The organism is Streptococcus entericus DSM 14446, assembly GCF_000380025.1.
GTDB lineage: Bacteria > Bacillota > Bacilli > Lactobacillales > Streptococcaceae > Streptococcus > Streptococcus entericus.
Map to the genome: position 1 here is coordinate 46,713 of NZ_KB904155.1, position 15,101 is coordinate 61,813.

A 15,101-nucleotide genomic window follows, 5' to 3' on the forward strand; every position below is an offset into this window, starting at 1 on the left:
CTGTCATTGCTATTATAGCATAGCAATCAATTAAAAACAAGTTTTTACTAAACATTTACTAAAAATATTTTTGTGATATCATTTTACTAAAGATTGCTTATTTTTATGCTATAATATGACTAAAAGTTTGCCAAGGAGAATGAACATGACAACTATCAAAGACATTGCAGAAAAAGCACAGGTGTCAACAGCTACTGTTTCACGCGTTCTTAATCAAGACCCGAACCTATCTGTCAGCGATGAAAAACGTGAAAAGATTTTGGCTGTTGCCAACGAGCTGAACTACACCAAACACCTTCGGCCAGCCTCTTCACCTTTGACCTCATCAAAGACCATCGCCATTTTGCAATGGTACAGTGAACAAGAGGAACTCAATGACCTCTACTACTACGCCATTCGTTTAGGCGTTGAGCGACGAGCTGAAGAGCTCGGCTATGATATTTTACGCTTTTTTAACAACGATATTTACGCCTTGGACAAAGACATTGCTGCCATTATTGCTCTTGGAAAATTTAGCCCTAAGCAAATTAAGGATCTCGAGAGCCGCTGCCCCAATCTAATTTTTGTGGACAGCGATACGCTCGAGGTAGGTTATTCCTGTGTGACCACTGATTTTGATCATGCGGTAGTGCGTGTTTTGGATTACTTTTTAGACAAAAAGCTGAGCAGCATTGGTATGCTAGCTGGTGAGGAACAAACCACTGACGGGGAGTTAACTCTAGTCGATCAGCGTTTTCGTACCTTCAAAAATTACATGACTGAGCTTGGCATCTACCAACCAAAATATGTCTACGTTGGCGAATTTTCAGCACCATCTGGTTATCAATTGATGTCAGCAGCTATCGAAGAATTAGGCGATCAACTCCCAACAGCCTTTTTCATCGCGAATGACACCATGGCACTCGGTGCCCTAAGGGCGCTCCAAGAGCACCAGATTGCCGTTCCAGAACGCGTCTCCCTCATCTCATTTAACGACACGCCAATTACTAGGCAGGTCTATCCAGCTTTATCCAGCGTTACCGTCTACACTGAAGAAATGGGGAAAACTGCTGTGGATATGATTCACCAAGCCCTTGTAAAACCCAGCCACTCCATTCCAACTCTGATTAAGTTAGCAACAAAATTAACCATTAGAGACAGCAGCTTATAAGCATCATCCCTCGCTAAAGTTTAGCGAGGGATTCTTTATGTCTAGTCATTCTTTTGCAATATCTCTACTGGTAACCACCCTATTTGTCCATCATGGTCAACAAGAGCCCACTGGTCATGGCATTCTAGCATTGCCACCTGATCACCTACTGTGACGACTAACTCTGTGGGATTGTAATCAACGATCAAACGATTAGCGACCACAAAATGATTGGGAACATAGGTTTTGTGCCCCACTATGTCACAAGAAAACCAGTTAGGATACTTCTCGCAGGGAATCATGTGGTGGACGGGCGTCCCGATTGAAAAAGTAGGAAACGAGCCTTCTCCCTGATGGGCTTTGGTCACTTTTAATAACACTAAATTATCCTTAACACTCATGACTGTTTTCTCCTCCTCACAGCTCGTAAGATGTTATGCGATCTTTCAAATCGTCACTCAGGGGGAAGGCTTCTCGAAAGCTGTCAACCACTTCTTTCTGAACACTTTTAACCAAGGTCAGGGTAGAGTCCCAAGCAACTATCTCATGGCAAACTAAGGGATGAAGACAAGTTAGAGGCAGCTGCCACAACTCTTCACTCTCTGGGTGAGGAAGGGGATAGCTTAGAGCTTCTTCTAGACTGACTTCTTTGTCAAAACCTGACAAAACAGCCCAAATCCATTGATGTGCTGGATACTTTTCAAAGACCTGTCCCAATTGTTCACCAGTCAACCATGTATAATCCTTATCCCAGGGAATGTCATCTATATGATAAATCCAATAATGTGATACCAGCCAGTTATAGTCTTCAATCTTTAGACTCAGAGGAGCAAAGACCTCACTCATTAAGGTATAAGCCCGTTCGCCACTATCTAAAATAGCACCGTAAATCTCGTTTGGCATCACTTAACTCATCTCATTAAAATCCCAAACGGCATCGACCCAACCTTCGTAGAAATCAGGCTCGTGGCAGACCATGAGAATGGAGCCTTTATAAGCTTGCAAGGCGCGCTTGAGCTCGCCCTTGGCATCCACATCCAGGTGGTTGGTCGGCTCGTCCAGTACCAGAACATTGTTTTCACGGTTCATGAGCAGGCAGAAACGCACCTTGGCTTGCTCACCACCTGACAAGACTTGAATCTGGCTTTCGATGTGCTTGCTGGTCAAGCCACAGCGGGCAAGGGCAGCACGAACTTCGGCTTGATTAAGCGCTGGAAATGCATCCCAGACAGCTTCTAGCGGGGTCTGACGATTGCCCCCAGCCACTTCCTGCTCAAAGTAGCCCAGCTCCAGATACTCGCCTCGCTCCACCTCGCCAGCAATCGGAGGGATAATGCCCAGCAAACTCTTCAACAGGGTCGATTTCCCGATACCGTTGGCACCGATGATGGCGATTTTCTGGTTGCGCTCAAAGGTCAGATTGAGCGGTGCCTTGGTCAGGGCACGATCGTAGCCGATTTCCAAGTCCTTGGTCTGGAAGATAAAGCGGCTAGGTGTACGAGCCATCTTAAAGTCAAAGCTCGGCTTTGGCTTTTCTGCTTGTAGCTCGATGAGGTCCATCTTATCCAGTTTTTTCTGGCGGGACATGGCCATGTTGCGGGTGGCAACACGCGCTTTATTGCGATTGACAAAGTCCTGAAGATCAGCAATCTCCTTTTGTTGGCGCTCGTAAGCCGCCTCCAGCTGGGCACGCTTCATGGCGTGTACCTCTTGGAACTGGTAATAGTTACCAGAGTAGCGGGTCAAGAGCTGGTTTTCCACGTGGTAGACGATGTTAATGACATCATTCAAGAAAGGAATATCGTGGGAAATGAGGACAAAGGCGTTCTCGTAGTTTTGCAGGTAGCGCTTGAGCCAGTCAATATGCCCGGCATCCAGATAGTTGGTCGGCTCATCCAAGAGCAGAATGTCTGGTTTTTCAAGCAGCAATTTAGCCAGTAACACCTTAGTACGCTGTCCACCAGACAGCTCGGTCACATCCTTATCCATGCCGTAGTCCATGACCCCAAGGGCTCGTGCCACTTCGTCAATCTTGGCATCCAAGGTATAAAAATCACGGCTCTCCAGACGGTCCTGCAGCTCACCGACTTCCTCCATCAAGGCATCCATATCCGCCCCTTCATCTGCCATTGCCATATAAATCTCATTGATGCGGGCTTCGGTCTTAAAGAGTTCATCAAAGGCTGTCCTTAGGACATCACGGACCGTCATTCCTGCTTCCAAGACCGCATGCTGGTCCAGATAACCCGCCGTCACATAACGAGACCACTCAACCTTGCCCTCGTCTGGCTGGAGCTTGCCCGTCACGATGGACATGAAAGTCGACTTGCCCTCGCCATTTGCTCCGACAAGGCCAATATGCTCACCCTTGAGCAGGCGGAAGGACACATTCTCAAAAATCGCTCGGTCACCAAAACCGTGGCTTAAATTCTTTACTTCTAAAATACTCATGTGTTTTCTTTTTCCTTAAAAAATAGCTGAGCAAAACCCAGCTTAATGTCTATTTTATCATGTTTTACCAGAAAAAAACAGGTAGGCCTAGCAAAATCCCCAGTAAAAAACCTGCGATGACATCTCTGGGATAATGAACCCCACCGACCACTCGGACCATTGCCAGACAGGCAGCCAAAGCCAGAACAAAAATCCCCAATCCAAGCTGAACGGACAAAAATACCGTCCCAATCACTGCCGCTGAAAAGACATGTCGACTGGGAAAAGATTGACCACTAGTGTCTTTTTTTATCAAGGGCTGAATGTTCCAAGTTTCATAGGGTCTGGGCTGATTGAACAATCGCCGAAGCCCAGAAACAAGCAGAAAACCTATCGCAGGCCAGATGATTAGTTCTGCTATTGCCCCAAAACCAACCCCAAAAAAGCGATAAAGCAATACCACAGGGTAGAGCAGATAGATAGAGTAGGTCAATAACCGATTGCTCAGTTCAAGAATGTTTGGGTTGTGTTGCCATGGAGCAGCAATTTGCTCATAAAATTGCTTATAATTTTTTGTTGACATCGCCTTATTTGTCTATTGTCTTCTTTCTCGTGTGCTTTGTGAGCGTTCTAGTCTAGGACTGTTATTGGACAACTTTATCTAGATAGACCTGACCGTTATGATAGTTAAAGGTCAATCCTTCCTGAACGTTGGGAACAAAAACGTTAAACTCCACTTGTCCATCAGAAGACTTGGCTTCCAGATGGGTACCACTTGAAAGCAGATTCTCACCATCATAAATAAGTGTCACCCGATAGCGCACGGTCTTATTATTATCCAAAGCCTTGCGAACAATCGTTTCATAATAATTTTGTCCAGTTGAGCCGTCATCATTGGCTTGGTTGCTCCAAGCTGTCTGCGTTGCAATGTTTTGGGGATTGCTCGTTGAGGCATCAAACCCTGCCAAACCTCCTGCTAAAGCATAACCGATGAGGTGTCCTCTATCCACGGCATGGTCATACTCCCCAGGTAAATCATGGCGTTGGTGCCAAGCTGGTGGCCGATAGTCATTTCCTCCCTGACCTGTACTACTCCGATCCCGGTACTGACGCGTCGACTTGTTCAACAGAGCATTTGCTCGCCAAGGAACTGTGCAACCTTGAATAGTCTTTGTCTCATTATTGACATAAGGCAAGCTGGCAACAGCCGCATTGAGATTGGTCTTGTTGCCATTGATGACAAATGCGCCAACGCCATTCCAAGCAATATCATTTCCTAACTGCTCAAGCACCCGGTCAGTCAAAACTGACTCTGCCAACGCTTTGCTAGGAGCCTCTTCTAGTGGGTCAACAGCAACAGACCAAGTCTTTGTCACTAATCCCGATGACTTATCTCCAAGCAACTGTTTGAATGAATCAAGCTGACCACTGGATAAGCCAAGAATGGTAACAACGATTAGAACTAGTACGGAGGTCAACGATGATTTTAATTTTTTTGGTGATGACATGACGACTCCTTACTGTCCAGTAAACTTACCAATGAGCTCTCGCCATTTTTCAAGGGATAAAATTGCTGTGGCATTGTCACCATCACCGAGAACACCATAGCCAATCATCAAGCCAAGTGACAGAAAAAGTAAGCAAAGAAGAGCAACAAACAGCATCATCCCTAGACGCTTGACAACATATTTCCAGCCAGTTTCCACTAAGCACCTCCTTCACGACGGATAGAGGCTCCAAGACCTGCTAGTTTTTCATGAAATTGATAATAGCCACGGTCTAAGTGTTCTAATTTAGTCACCGTTGTTTGCCCTTGGGCAACTAGACCTGTTAAAATGAGAGCGGCACTGGCTCGTAAATCGGTTGACATGACCTTAGCACCTTGCAAATTACCTCCACCATGGATAAGGGCGGTATCTCGCAAAATCTCTGTGTGAAGTCCCATACGGCGCATCTCTTCGAGATGCTGGAAGCGGTTTTCAAAGACCGTCTCGATCATTGATGACTCTCCTTTGACAACAGCCATCAGTGCTGTGAACTGGGCTTGCATATCGGTTGGAAAACCTGGATGTGGCAAGGTTTTAACACTGACAGGTTTCAAGTTTTGCACAGTTGACCGAACTCGTATGCCCCCTGCTTCTTCTGTCACTTCAACACCCATTTCCAGTAACTTAGAAATCAAGGGTCGATTATGCTCCCAGATGGCGTCTTTTACCAAGACATCACCGCTTGTCATCGCAGCTGCTACCATAAATGTACCAGCCTCAATGCGATCTTGAACCACATCATGCTCTGCTCCGTGGAGACGTTTCACGCCTATGATGGTCAGCGTTTCCGTACCAGCTCCTCTAACATCTGCCCCCATCTTATTGAGTAAGACAGCTAAATTGACAATTTCAGGCTCGCGCGCTGCATTCTCAATGACTGTCTTGCCCTCAGCCAAGGTTGCCGCCATCATTAGGTTCTGAGTGGCTCCAACACTCGGGAAATCAAGGTAGATATTGGCTCCCTTGAGTTTGGCCGCCTTAGCGGTAATGTCTCCACCAAACTGAGTAATCTCAGCTCCCATCGCTTCTAAGCCTTTCAAGTGCAAGTCAATAGGACGACTGCCGATAGAACAGCCCCCTGGCATTGATACAACAGCTTCGCCACAACGTGCTAAGATTGGTCCAAGAACAACGATAGAGGCTCTCATCCGACTAACATACTCATACGGAGCGGTATGGTCAATAAAGTTTGTGGCATCTACTGTGATTTCATTTTGCTCTTGGTTAAAGTCTACCGTGATACCTAAGCCTCTTACCACGTCGTTCATAACAAACACATCTGACAAAATAGGGACATGACGCAGGGTAGTTTGACCATCTTTGGCCAAAATTGTTGCAGCTAACAGCGGTAAAACTGCATTTTTTGCTCCCTCAATCGTCACTTCTCCCTGTAAACGAGTTTGACCGCCGTCGATGATTATTTGTTCCATATTCTCCATCCTTAGACATTAATTCAGTTCTATTATACCATGATTTCCATTGTTTTAACATTTTCCTGCATGTAAAAAGACGGTCTCCCGTCTTTACTTACTTAATCACTTCTTGAGTCTTAGCATAGTTGGCTTCAACGGCTGCTTTTTCTGCCTGCCACCAGTCTTGGTTGTCGGTGTACCATTTGATGGTCTCTTCGATACCCGCTTCAAAGTTAGTAAACTCTGGTGTCCAGCCCAGCTCATCACGGAGCTTGCTAGCGTCAATCGCATAGCGAAGGTCGTGCCCTGCACGGTCGGTCACATGGTCGTAGGCATCAGCTGGTTGCCCCATTTTCTCCAAAATCAGCTCCAACACTTCCTTGTTGTTCTTCTCACCGTCAGCACCAATCAGATAGGTTTCACCGATTTGTCCCTTGGTCAAAATGGTCCAGACACCTGATGAGTGGTCGTTGGTGTGAATCCAGTCACGAACATTTTTCCCTTCACCGTAGAGTTTTGGCTTGATCCCAGACAAGATATTGGTAATCTGGCGTGGGATAAATTTCTCAATGTGCTGGTAAGGTCCATAGTTGTTTGAACAGTTGGAAATGGTCGCCTTCACGCCAAATGAACGTACCCAAGCCTTGACAATCAAGTCAGACGCTGCCTTGGTAGAGGAGTAAGGCGAGCTAGGATTGTACTTGGTATCCGCTGTGAATTTCTCACCTGGACCTTCGCCATGACCTGGTAAATCTTCACGAAGTGGAAGGTCGCCGTAAACTTCATCAGTTGATACGTGGTGGAAACGGATATCGTATTTACGAGCCGCTTCCAAAAGAGTATAGGTACCGATAAAGTTAGTGTGGATGAATGGTGATGGGTCATTGAGCGAATTGTCATTGTGGCTTTCAGCCGCGTAGTGAACAATAGCATCCGCCTTTGCAGCCAACTTGTCCACCAATTCAGCATCTGCGATGTCACCGACCACTAACTCCACTCGGTCACCTAAGATGGCTTCCAAGTTCGCACGGTTACCCGCGTAGGTCAATTTATCCAAGACCGTCACATGGACATCTGGATGATTGTTGTAAACGTAATGCACAAAGTTTGAGCCGATGAAACCAGCTCCACCTGTGACGATGATGTGTTTAAATGTTGACATGTTTTCTCCGTTTTTTTATTTTTGATTGTTTCCTAAAGTGGTGCGGACGGAAGCGACTTCCTACAGATTTCCATTCCTAAAAGTTGAGCCTAAAGTCTCAACTTTTCCGCGACCGCCAATGTAACGTTAGCGGTCTTTTCACCACTGCGGAAACGATCTTTCTAGGCTCGCTTCGCTCGCCTTATTTTTCCAAGACTTTTTTCAAGTAGTTGATTTTTGCAAAATCTTTTTGATTGTTGTTCTCCGCACGGTAGCTATCTTTTGAGGATGCCAGATAAATCTTGAGGTACTGTTCCCCATTTGGCAAATAGTAATGAACGCCCTCATCTTCTACTTCTTCTAGGTCTTCTAGTTCTACACCAGCAAAGTTCGGAAGCGAATGTAGCCCACCAAATTCAACAGATTTTCCATCTTTTTGAAACTCATGCTCGTGGCGGTCAACCAACTGATAACCTAGCCTTTCCATGATGGCATTCAGCTCATCAAAGCGATAAATCCGTCCCTCATCAGGAGCTTCCCAGCCACGCGGATCACTCGGCACATGAATATCTAAGTCTCTGGCTTGCCAATCCCGACCAGTCACTTGCTCTAGTCCAACCGACCCCATCAGAAGTGGAACGATGCCAATCTGATTTAATTCCCTGGCAATCGTTAAAAATTCTTGATACATCTTACAAATCTTCAGCTCTCAAAGGTTTGACGTCTTTGAGTAGCGGATGGTTTTTATCAGCTTCTGAGACTTCGGCTTCTGCGAGATTCTCCCACTCAATGCCAAGACTTGGATCTGCGTAATTGACAAAGGCATACTTAGGCTTGAGCTCCAAGGCCCAGTAGTCATTGACCAAATAGCTATAGGCAACGAAGTCTGACAAAACTTGAAAACCATTGGCAACGCCCCGAGGCACAAAAATCCCCTTGCTGGCGTCAATGATGGTCTGGTAGGTATTACCGAAAGTCTCACCTTCCCGCAAGTCAACCCAAGTTCCCAAAACTTTACCGCCATCAGCTACAGAAATATACTTGTCCCACGGCTCAGCGTGAAGGCCACGCAAGACATGCTTACGGGAAAAGCTGACATTGTTCTGCAACTTACCTTCTTCAAAAAAGCTCTCTGGAAAGCCCAGTGGCACCATTTTTTCCTTCTGGAAATTTTCCTTGAACCAACCACGGTTGTCCCCGCGTACTGGAATATCAAATTCCAAGAGACCTGGAATAGCTTCAATCTTGCGGCAAGCTAATTCCTTATCAAAAAATTGTTCTGACATTAGGCTTCTCCAATCAAACGGAGCAAATACTGCCCGTATTCGTTTTTCTTCAATGGCTGCGCTAATTCACGGACTTGATCAGCTGTGATGTAGCCCATGCGGTAGGCAATTTCCTCAAGGTTTGCCACTTGGACATTTTGCAGGCGTTGCACTGTCTCGATGTACTGAGCTGCCTCTAGCAAGCTCTCATGCGTCCCTGTATCCAACCAAGCAAAACCACGTCCCATCAGCTCGACAGACAAATCGCCACGGTCAAGGTAAGCCTTATTGACATCAGTGATTTCCAACTCCCCACGAGGACTTGGCTTAATGTTCTTAGCGATTTCCACGACATCATTATCGTAGAAGTAAAGACCAGTCACTGCAAAGTTTGATTTTGGCTGTTCAGGCTTTTCTTCGATAGAAATGGCGTTCATCTTTTCATCAAATTCGACGACACCAAAGCGCTCAGGATCTTTGACTTGGTAACCAAAGACGGTAGCACCCTTGTCTTTAGAAGCCGCCCGTTGCAACATCTTGGTCAGACCATTACCGTGGTAAATATTGTCTCCTAAAATCAAGCAAACACTATCATCTCCGATAAACTCTTCACCAATGATAAAGGCTTGAGCCAGACCATCTGGACTTGGTTGCACCGCATAAGACAGGGAAATTCCCAGCTCAGACCCATCTCCCAACATATCCTCAAAACGAGGCAAATCCTGAGGTGTCGAAATAATCAAAATTTCTTTAATCCCAGCCAACATCAAGGTTGACAATGGGTAGTAAATCATCGGCTTATCATAAATCGGCATAAGCTGCTTGGAAGCGGCTCTTGTCAACGGATAGAGGCGAGTCCCTGACCCACCTGCCAGAATAATACCTTTCATCGGTAAGCTCCTTGTAATGTAATCTTCTTTACTATACCACACTTTTTAAGATTTGTCAGCTCTTACCACCACCGTCTCAATCGGGTGGTCACTAGGGTCGAGCTGCCCTGTCTCTCCCATCAGCAAATGCACCAGCTCACGCCCAATCAAGGGTCCCGTCGTCAAGCCAGACGATCCCAGCCCACTAGCGGCATAGACCCCCGAAAGCCCCGGCACTTGCCCATAAAAAGGCGCATAATTGGGCGTGTAGGCTCTGATACCGACACGGTAGCTCTTGCTGTCTGCGCCAGCAATTTTTTGAAAAAATGGCAGAGCTTTGGCTTCCAGTCCCGCAAGCACCTCAGGGTCTAAGGTCAAATCATACCCCATCTTATCCTCATGCGAGGCCCCGACAGATAACTTGCCCTCACGAAACGGAATAATATCTCCCTCACCGTGTGGCATGATGACAGGATAGCTCCCTGTGTCCAACTCACGAAACTGATAATCAATGATTTGCCCCTTCTGCGGACGAACAGCCACCGTATAACCATGTTCCTCCAAAATAAAAGGCAACCAAGCCCCACAAGCCAAGATCAAGCGGTCAAAGACCTGCCCATCCACCTCGTAGCGACCATCAGACAAGACAGTAAAGCCAACTTTTTTCGTCACGACAGACACACCACTAGCTGCCAGCAAAGTCTTGGTCAGCTCCGCCCCCTCTACACGAGCAGCACCAGATGCCCAGAGGTACTGGTCAAAGCCAGCAATCCCCTCATGATGACGATCCAACTCCTCCTGACTGATGAGCCTAACATCTCCCATCAAAGGCGACTCTTCTCGTCTTGTCAAGGCTAAAGCTAAAGTCTCCTCCAGAAAATCCTGACGGGACTTGATGACCACAACCCCCACCTGCTCGTAAAAGCGGCTGTCATAGCCATCAGCCGTTATATCAGCTACCAGGGTCTGGTAAAAATCAGCCCCTAAACGCGCCATTTTGTACCAATTTTTATTGCGTTTTCTGGCAAACCAAGGGCAGATAATCCCTGCCGCTGCCTTGGTCGCCTGACCGACCCCCTCATCAAAAACAGTCACTTCTATCCCATCTTCTTTTGACAAGTAATAGGCAGCTGTTGACCCTACAATCCCTGCACCAATAACAGCAACTTTCATCGTTTTCTCCTTTTCATGCGATTTCTATTTTATTATACCACAAGGGAGTGCGTTCGAACTCGACAAATAATAAAGAGTTCGTTGCCCATCTCAGAAAGACCTCGTCGGATCGTCCAAGCTGTGTCAATCGGAAGAAGTTACCACATCTTGGGCATCTACCGAACATTGCTAAAAAGACTAGGACCTCCGTCCCAGCCTCAGCTTATAAATGTCTAAATGGATTGGTAGAGACTGTTGATGGATAGACCTCCACCGACCAATCCAGCTCTGCTTTCCAGATCTCCAGTAGCGCTGTGACTTTCTGAACAAAGAGAACCTCGATATGGTGCCCTGGATCAATGGCCAAGAGCCCTTCTGTCAGCATCTCCTGAGCAGTATGGTAATAGATGTCTCCTGTAATATAGACATCCGCCTCCTTGGCAAGAGCCTCCTTGTAAAAGCTGCCGCCACTGCCGCCACAAATCGCTACTCGCTCGATGTAACGCTGCTTGTCGTGTGCATAGGTCACCAGTCGAACACTATCTAATGAAAAGACAGATTTGACCTTGAGTGCCAACTCCTCTAAGGTCACAGGTTCGATAACACCTACACGACCAATCCCCTGACCATCAGCTGTCTCATGCAGAACATCTGCCACTTGAATGCCCAGCATCTCACAAAACCAGTCATTGAGTCCACCATCTACAACATCAATATCGGTGTGGCTGACATAAACTGCTATGTCATGCTTGATTAACTTCAAATAAATTTGAGTCTGCAAATCATCTGCCACTAAGTGTTTCAAGGGCTTAAAAATCGGCGCATGCTTGACGATAATCAAGTCAATCTTCTTTTCAATCGCTTCAAGCACCGTCGTCTCTCGAATATCCAAAGCCACCATGACCCGCTGGATATCCTTGTCCAAAGTTCCTATTTGAAGACCTGAAACATCGCCCTCCATAGACAGACTAGGCGGACAAAAGATTTGGTAGCGAGCAATCACCTCACTAGCTTTCATGCAGTACCTCCTTGATCGCTTGGATTTTTTGGGAAATAGCAGAGCGGGTCTCCTCATGTTGGATGGGAATAGCTGCAAGTGCGTCTTCCAGTTTGGCACACTCTTGCTGCCACTTCTGCAGGAAAATAGGAGATTGGTCCTGCCGTAAAAAAGGACCAAACCGAATATCCAACTCAGACAACTCTTGCTGACCTGCCTCTGCTACGATGATTTCATAGCGTTTGCCATTTTCTTCCAGGATGTCTTCTGCGACGATAGCATAGCCATGTGCCGTCAACCAACGGCGGAGATCATCTTCACGATTATTTGGCTGGAGCACCAAGCGGCGGACAGCCGACAGCTCAGCCCTGCCCTTGTCTAAAATATCCGCAATCAAGCGCCCTCCCATCCCACAAATAGTGATGGTGTCAATCCTATCGCTGGGTTGCATAGCAGCCAAACCATCCGCTAGACGGACGATTATCCCATCCTCCAGTCCAGCTGAGCCAACCGTATCTACAGCAGACTGATATGGACCTGCAACCACTTCACCTGCGACTGCTGCCTCAATCTGCCCTGCAACAATCAAGGCGACAGGCAGGTAAGCATGGTCGCTGCCGACATCTAAAAGCCTTGCACCTTGCGGCACAAAGCTAGCAACTTGCTGCAAACGTTTTGAAAGTAATATCGTCATAGCTATCTTTCTAAACTGTTCTCTAATCAAGACTATTAAAGCATAACATGCCAATCAGTCTGTGACGAACTAATCCACCCAGAGGTTAGAGGCCAAACGGAAATCCTCATCAATCGCCACTTCTTCCACCTTGTGACGGTCACGCTCACGGCGGCGCTCCTCAATTTGCCTAACGGTCAAGATACCTTCTTTGCGCCAATTACGTAAAATGGCTTGGATATAATTCCAATTGGTCTTACCATTAAAGACCGCTTCTTTTAGTGCTTCTCTAATCAAAGCTGGATCGGTTTGAACTTCCTTAAGCAACTTGTCTAACTCTTCCAGTTCAAAAGGACTGAGCAAACGCCCCAGTTCTCGTTGAAAGTCCTCCACAAGTAACTTCAACTCCGACCCATCAAACAAAGGCAAGGCATCTACGGATTCAGAACCCTGTTGCTTTCCTTGATGTAATAGGGTATCTAATTTTTCAAAAGCTGGGCTGGTGTCAAAAATAGTCTCAATCTCCCCAGCAATATCAATGATTTTAATGACTAAAAGACCTGCCTCAGTCAAACGCTCAAAGGACCGATTAACATCTGCAACTGTCTTACCAATGGCCTGAGCAATCTGGCTAGGTAATAAATCTTGTAAATTGGTCGTGTTTTGCAAGTAACAAAATTGCCAAACCAGAAAATCCTCACTGTTATTAAACAAGTGATGGTAGTTAAACAGCAACTGGCTAGGTAGCACCACATGCCCTGACTGATAATAAGTGACAGCTGTCATCTCGCCCTCCTAAAGTTGTGCAGACTCCAAGAACTCTTCTTGCAACTGCTCCAAATGATAAGGCGTCTCCTGATAGACCCCATAGTTAATCCAATTACTGAAAAAAGTCGCCGCAGGCAGGTTCCAGCGCATGATCGGCGGCTGACTAGCATCATCATTCTGGTAGTAGTTTTTAGGCATAGCAGAGCTTTTACCAGATAAGATATCTCGGCGGTATTCCTTATCTAGGGTCTCACGATCATACTCCAAGTGCCCAAAGCTATAAACCTCTCTCAAGTCCGAACTCGCTAGGATGGATAAGCCGACATCAACCCCTTTAGCAAGAATCTGTAGAGGGGTCTGCTTGAGAACCTGCACCTCATCAACTTCGGTGTAGCGTGAGTGGGGCGCAAAAAACTCATCATCAAATCCACGCAGAAGCGGGCAACGCTTATCAGACACCACCTGCGAGAAAACGCCCGTCAACTTCTCAGCCATTTGCGATTTTTCAACACCATAACGGTAATAGAGCGCTGCCTGAGCCCCCCAACACAGATGTAGGGTCGAATAAACATGCGACTTTTGCCATTCAAAAATTTGGCATAATTCTTCCCAGTAGTCAACCTCCTCAAACGGCAAGGTCTCCACAGGAGCCCCAGTGATAATCATGCCATCATAAAACTTATTTTTAATATCTGTAAAGGTTTTATAAAAGGTTGACAAGTGGTCAAAACCAGTGTTTTTCGACTCATGACTAGCCATATAGAGAAAGTCAATCTCTAGCTGTAAAGGTGTGTTAGATAGAAGCCTTAATAATTGCGTTTCTGTAGCCTCTTTGGTTGGCATCAGGTTTACAATCAAGACTTTCAAAGGACGAATATCCTGACTAACAGCACGGTTGTCGTCCATGACAAAGATATTCTCCGCCCGAAGAATATCAACTGCTGGTAACTTTTTATCGAGTGTAATTGGCATAAGCCCCTCACTTTCTTTAGAAGATACTACTTCTAGTATACGGTGGGGAGCTCAATCTTTCAAATATCTATTTTTTAGAACGGGCTATAGTTTTTAGCTATACCCATAACCGAGCTTATCCCGGAAAATTCATCAAAATTTTCGTGTCGTAATTGCCGATGGCTTCACGACCACCAAGTCCGTCTAGCTCAATCAGAAAGGCACAGCCAGCAACCACTCCACCTAGTTTTTCAATCATTTCAATGGTCGCTTTCACCGTACCACCTGTCGCCAAGAGGTCATCAACGATCAACACGCGCTGACCTGGCTTGATGGCATCAGCGTGCATGGTCAGTGTGTCAAGACCATACTCTTTCTCATAATCCGCTGAGATGACCTCGCGCGGTAATTTACCAGGCTTGCGGACAGGTGCAAAACCGATACCCAACTCAAAAGCTACAGGACAGCCCACGATAAAGCCACGCGCTTCAGGACCAACAATCATGTCAATATTTTTGCTCACCGCATACTGAACGATCTCGCGAATAGCGTAACTGTAGGCATTGCCATCAGCCATCAAAGGACTAATGTCTCGGAAAGTAATCCCCTCTTTAGGGTAGTTTTCAATGCTAGCGATATAGTTTTCTAATTTCATCTTCTGACTTTCTAAAAAATGGTTTTACAAATAATTATAACACATTCTTTTCACTTTTTGGGAAATAAACTAACTTACTCCAATTCAATGCCCTTTTCACGCAGGTTATCCA

18 protein-coding genes are annotated in these 15,101 nt (G+C 46.2%); 1 reads left to right on the forward strand and 17 read right to left on the reverse strand.

The genetic code is table 11. From position 1 onward, the window contains the following. The first annotated feature begins 145 nt into the window (after positions 1-145). Positions 146-1,150 carry a LacI family DNA-binding transcriptional regulator gene (locus A3GW_RS0100225; protein ID WP_018367304.1) on the forward strand — a complete coding sequence of 335 codons (1,005 nt, stop codon included), beginning with the start codon at positions 146-148 and terminating at the stop codon, positions 1,148-1,150. 41 nt (positions 1,151-1,191) lie between these two features. Here A3GW_RS0100225 and A3GW_RS0100230 read toward each other — a convergent pair whose 3' ends face one another. The 17 genes from A3GW_RS0100230 to A3GW_RS0100310 form a co-directional block, all read right to left on the reverse strand. Beyond that, on the reverse strand, positions 1,192-1,530 hold the full coding sequence (locus A3GW_RS0100230; protein WP_018367305.1) for an SH3 domain-containing protein: 339 nt from the start codon (positions 1,528-1,530) through the stop codon (positions 1,192-1,194). Between the two features lie 16 nt (positions 1,531-1,546). After that, on the reverse strand, positions 1,547-2,032 hold the full coding sequence (locus A3GW_RS0100235) for a hypothetical protein (RefSeq protein WP_149036245.1): 486 nt from the start codon (positions 2,030-2,032) through the stop codon (positions 1,547-1,549). Positions 2,033-2,035: 3 nt separating this feature from the next. Further along, entirely contained in the window at positions 2,036-3,580 is a 1,545-nt protein-coding gene (locus A3GW_RS0100240; protein ID WP_018367307.1) for an ABC-F family ATP-binding cassette domain-containing protein, read from the reverse strand. A 64-nt stretch (positions 3,581-3,644) separates the two neighbouring features. After that, the gene (locus A3GW_RS0100245) at positions 3,645-4,142 is read right to left on the reverse strand and encodes a phosphatase PAP2 family protein (RefSeq protein WP_018367308.1); all 498 of its coding nucleotides are present in this window, start codon (positions 4,140-4,142) and stop codon (positions 3,645-3,647) included. A 61-nt stretch (positions 4,143-4,203) separates the two neighbouring features. After that, the gene (locus A3GW_RS0100250) at positions 4,204-5,067 is read right to left on the reverse strand and encodes a DNA/RNA non-specific endonuclease (RefSeq protein ID WP_018367309.1); all 864 of its coding nucleotides are present in this window, start codon (positions 5,065-5,067) and stop codon (positions 4,204-4,206) included. Between the two features lie 9 nt (positions 5,068-5,076). Continuing rightward, a complete protein-coding gene (locus A3GW_RS0100255) occupies positions 5,077-5,265 on the reverse strand; it encodes a DNA-directed RNA polymerase subunit beta (protein WP_018367310.1) in 189 nt (62 codons plus the stop codon). Then, complete coding sequence (gene murA / locus A3GW_RS0100260; protein ID WP_018367311.1) at positions 5,265-6,536, reverse strand: UDP-N-acetylglucosamine 1-carboxyvinyltransferase; 1,272 nt, start codon at positions 6,534-6,536, stop codon at positions 5,265-5,267. Before murA ends, A3GW_RS0100255 begins: the two co-directional genes overlap by 1 nt. Positions 6,537-6,633: 97 nt before the next feature. Next, positions 6,634-7,680, reverse strand: a complete 1,047-nt coding sequence (gene rfbB / locus A3GW_RS0100265) for a dTDP-glucose 4,6-dehydratase (RefSeq protein WP_018367312.1) — start codon at positions 7,678-7,680, stop codon at positions 6,634-6,636. 181 nt (positions 7,681-7,861) lie between these two features. Beyond that, on the reverse strand, positions 7,862-8,350 hold the full coding sequence (locus tag A3GW_RS0100270; protein WP_018367313.1) for a nucleotidyltransferase family protein: 489 nt from the start codon (positions 8,348-8,350) through the stop codon (positions 7,862-7,864). A gap of 1 nt (position 8,351) precedes the next feature. Beyond that, positions 8,352-8,945 (reverse strand): dTDP-4-dehydrorhamnose 3,5-epimerase family protein, encoded by a 594-nt coding sequence (locus tag A3GW_RS0100275; RefSeq protein ID WP_018367314.1) that lies wholly within the window; start codon positions 8,943-8,945, stop codon positions 8,352-8,354. After that, on the reverse strand, positions 8,945-9,814 hold the full coding sequence (rfbA, locus tag A3GW_RS0100280) for a glucose-1-phosphate thymidylyltransferase RfbA (protein ID WP_018367315.1): 870 nt from the start codon (positions 9,812-9,814) through the stop codon (positions 8,945-8,947). The genes A3GW_RS0100275 and rfbA overlap by 1 nt, the downstream gene beginning before the upstream one ends. Positions 9,815-9,859: 45 nt before the next feature. Beyond that, positions 9,860-10,966 carry an NAD(P)/FAD-dependent oxidoreductase gene (locus A3GW_RS0100285; RefSeq protein WP_018367316.1) on the reverse strand — a complete coding sequence of 369 codons (1,107 nt, stop codon included), beginning with the start codon at positions 10,964-10,966 and terminating at the stop codon, positions 9,860-9,862. 202 nt (positions 10,967-11,168) lie between these two features. After that, positions 11,169-11,963: a Nif3-like dinuclear metal center hexameric protein gene (locus A3GW_RS0100290; protein WP_018367317.1), complete on the reverse strand. Its 795-nt coding sequence runs from the start codon at positions 11,961-11,963 to the stop codon at positions 11,169-11,171. Next, a complete protein-coding gene (locus tag A3GW_RS0100295; RefSeq protein ID WP_018367318.1) occupies positions 11,953-12,636 on the reverse strand; it encodes a tRNA (adenine(22)-N(1))-methyltransferase in 684 nt (227 codons plus the stop codon). Before A3GW_RS0100295 ends, A3GW_RS0100290 begins: the two co-directional genes overlap by 11 nt. Before the next feature lie 69 nt (positions 12,637-12,705). Further along, on the reverse strand, positions 12,706-13,401 hold the full coding sequence (locus A3GW_RS0100300) for a DnaD domain-containing protein (RefSeq protein ID WP_018367319.1): 696 nt from the start codon (positions 13,399-13,401) through the stop codon (positions 12,706-12,708). Positions 13,402-13,410: 9 nt separating this feature from the next. Further along, positions 13,411-14,355, reverse strand: coding sequence for a homoserine O-acetyltransferase MetA (gene metA, locus A3GW_RS0100305; protein WP_018367320.1), 945 nt, complete (start codon positions 14,353-14,355; stop codon positions 13,411-13,413). A gap of 115 nt (positions 14,356-14,470) precedes the next feature. Then, the gene (locus A3GW_RS0100310) at positions 14,471-14,989 is read right to left on the reverse strand and encodes an adenine phosphoribosyltransferase (RefSeq protein WP_018367321.1); all 519 of its coding nucleotides are present in this window, start codon (positions 14,987-14,989) and stop codon (positions 14,471-14,473) included. Positions 14,990-15,101 lie beyond the last annotated feature (112 nt).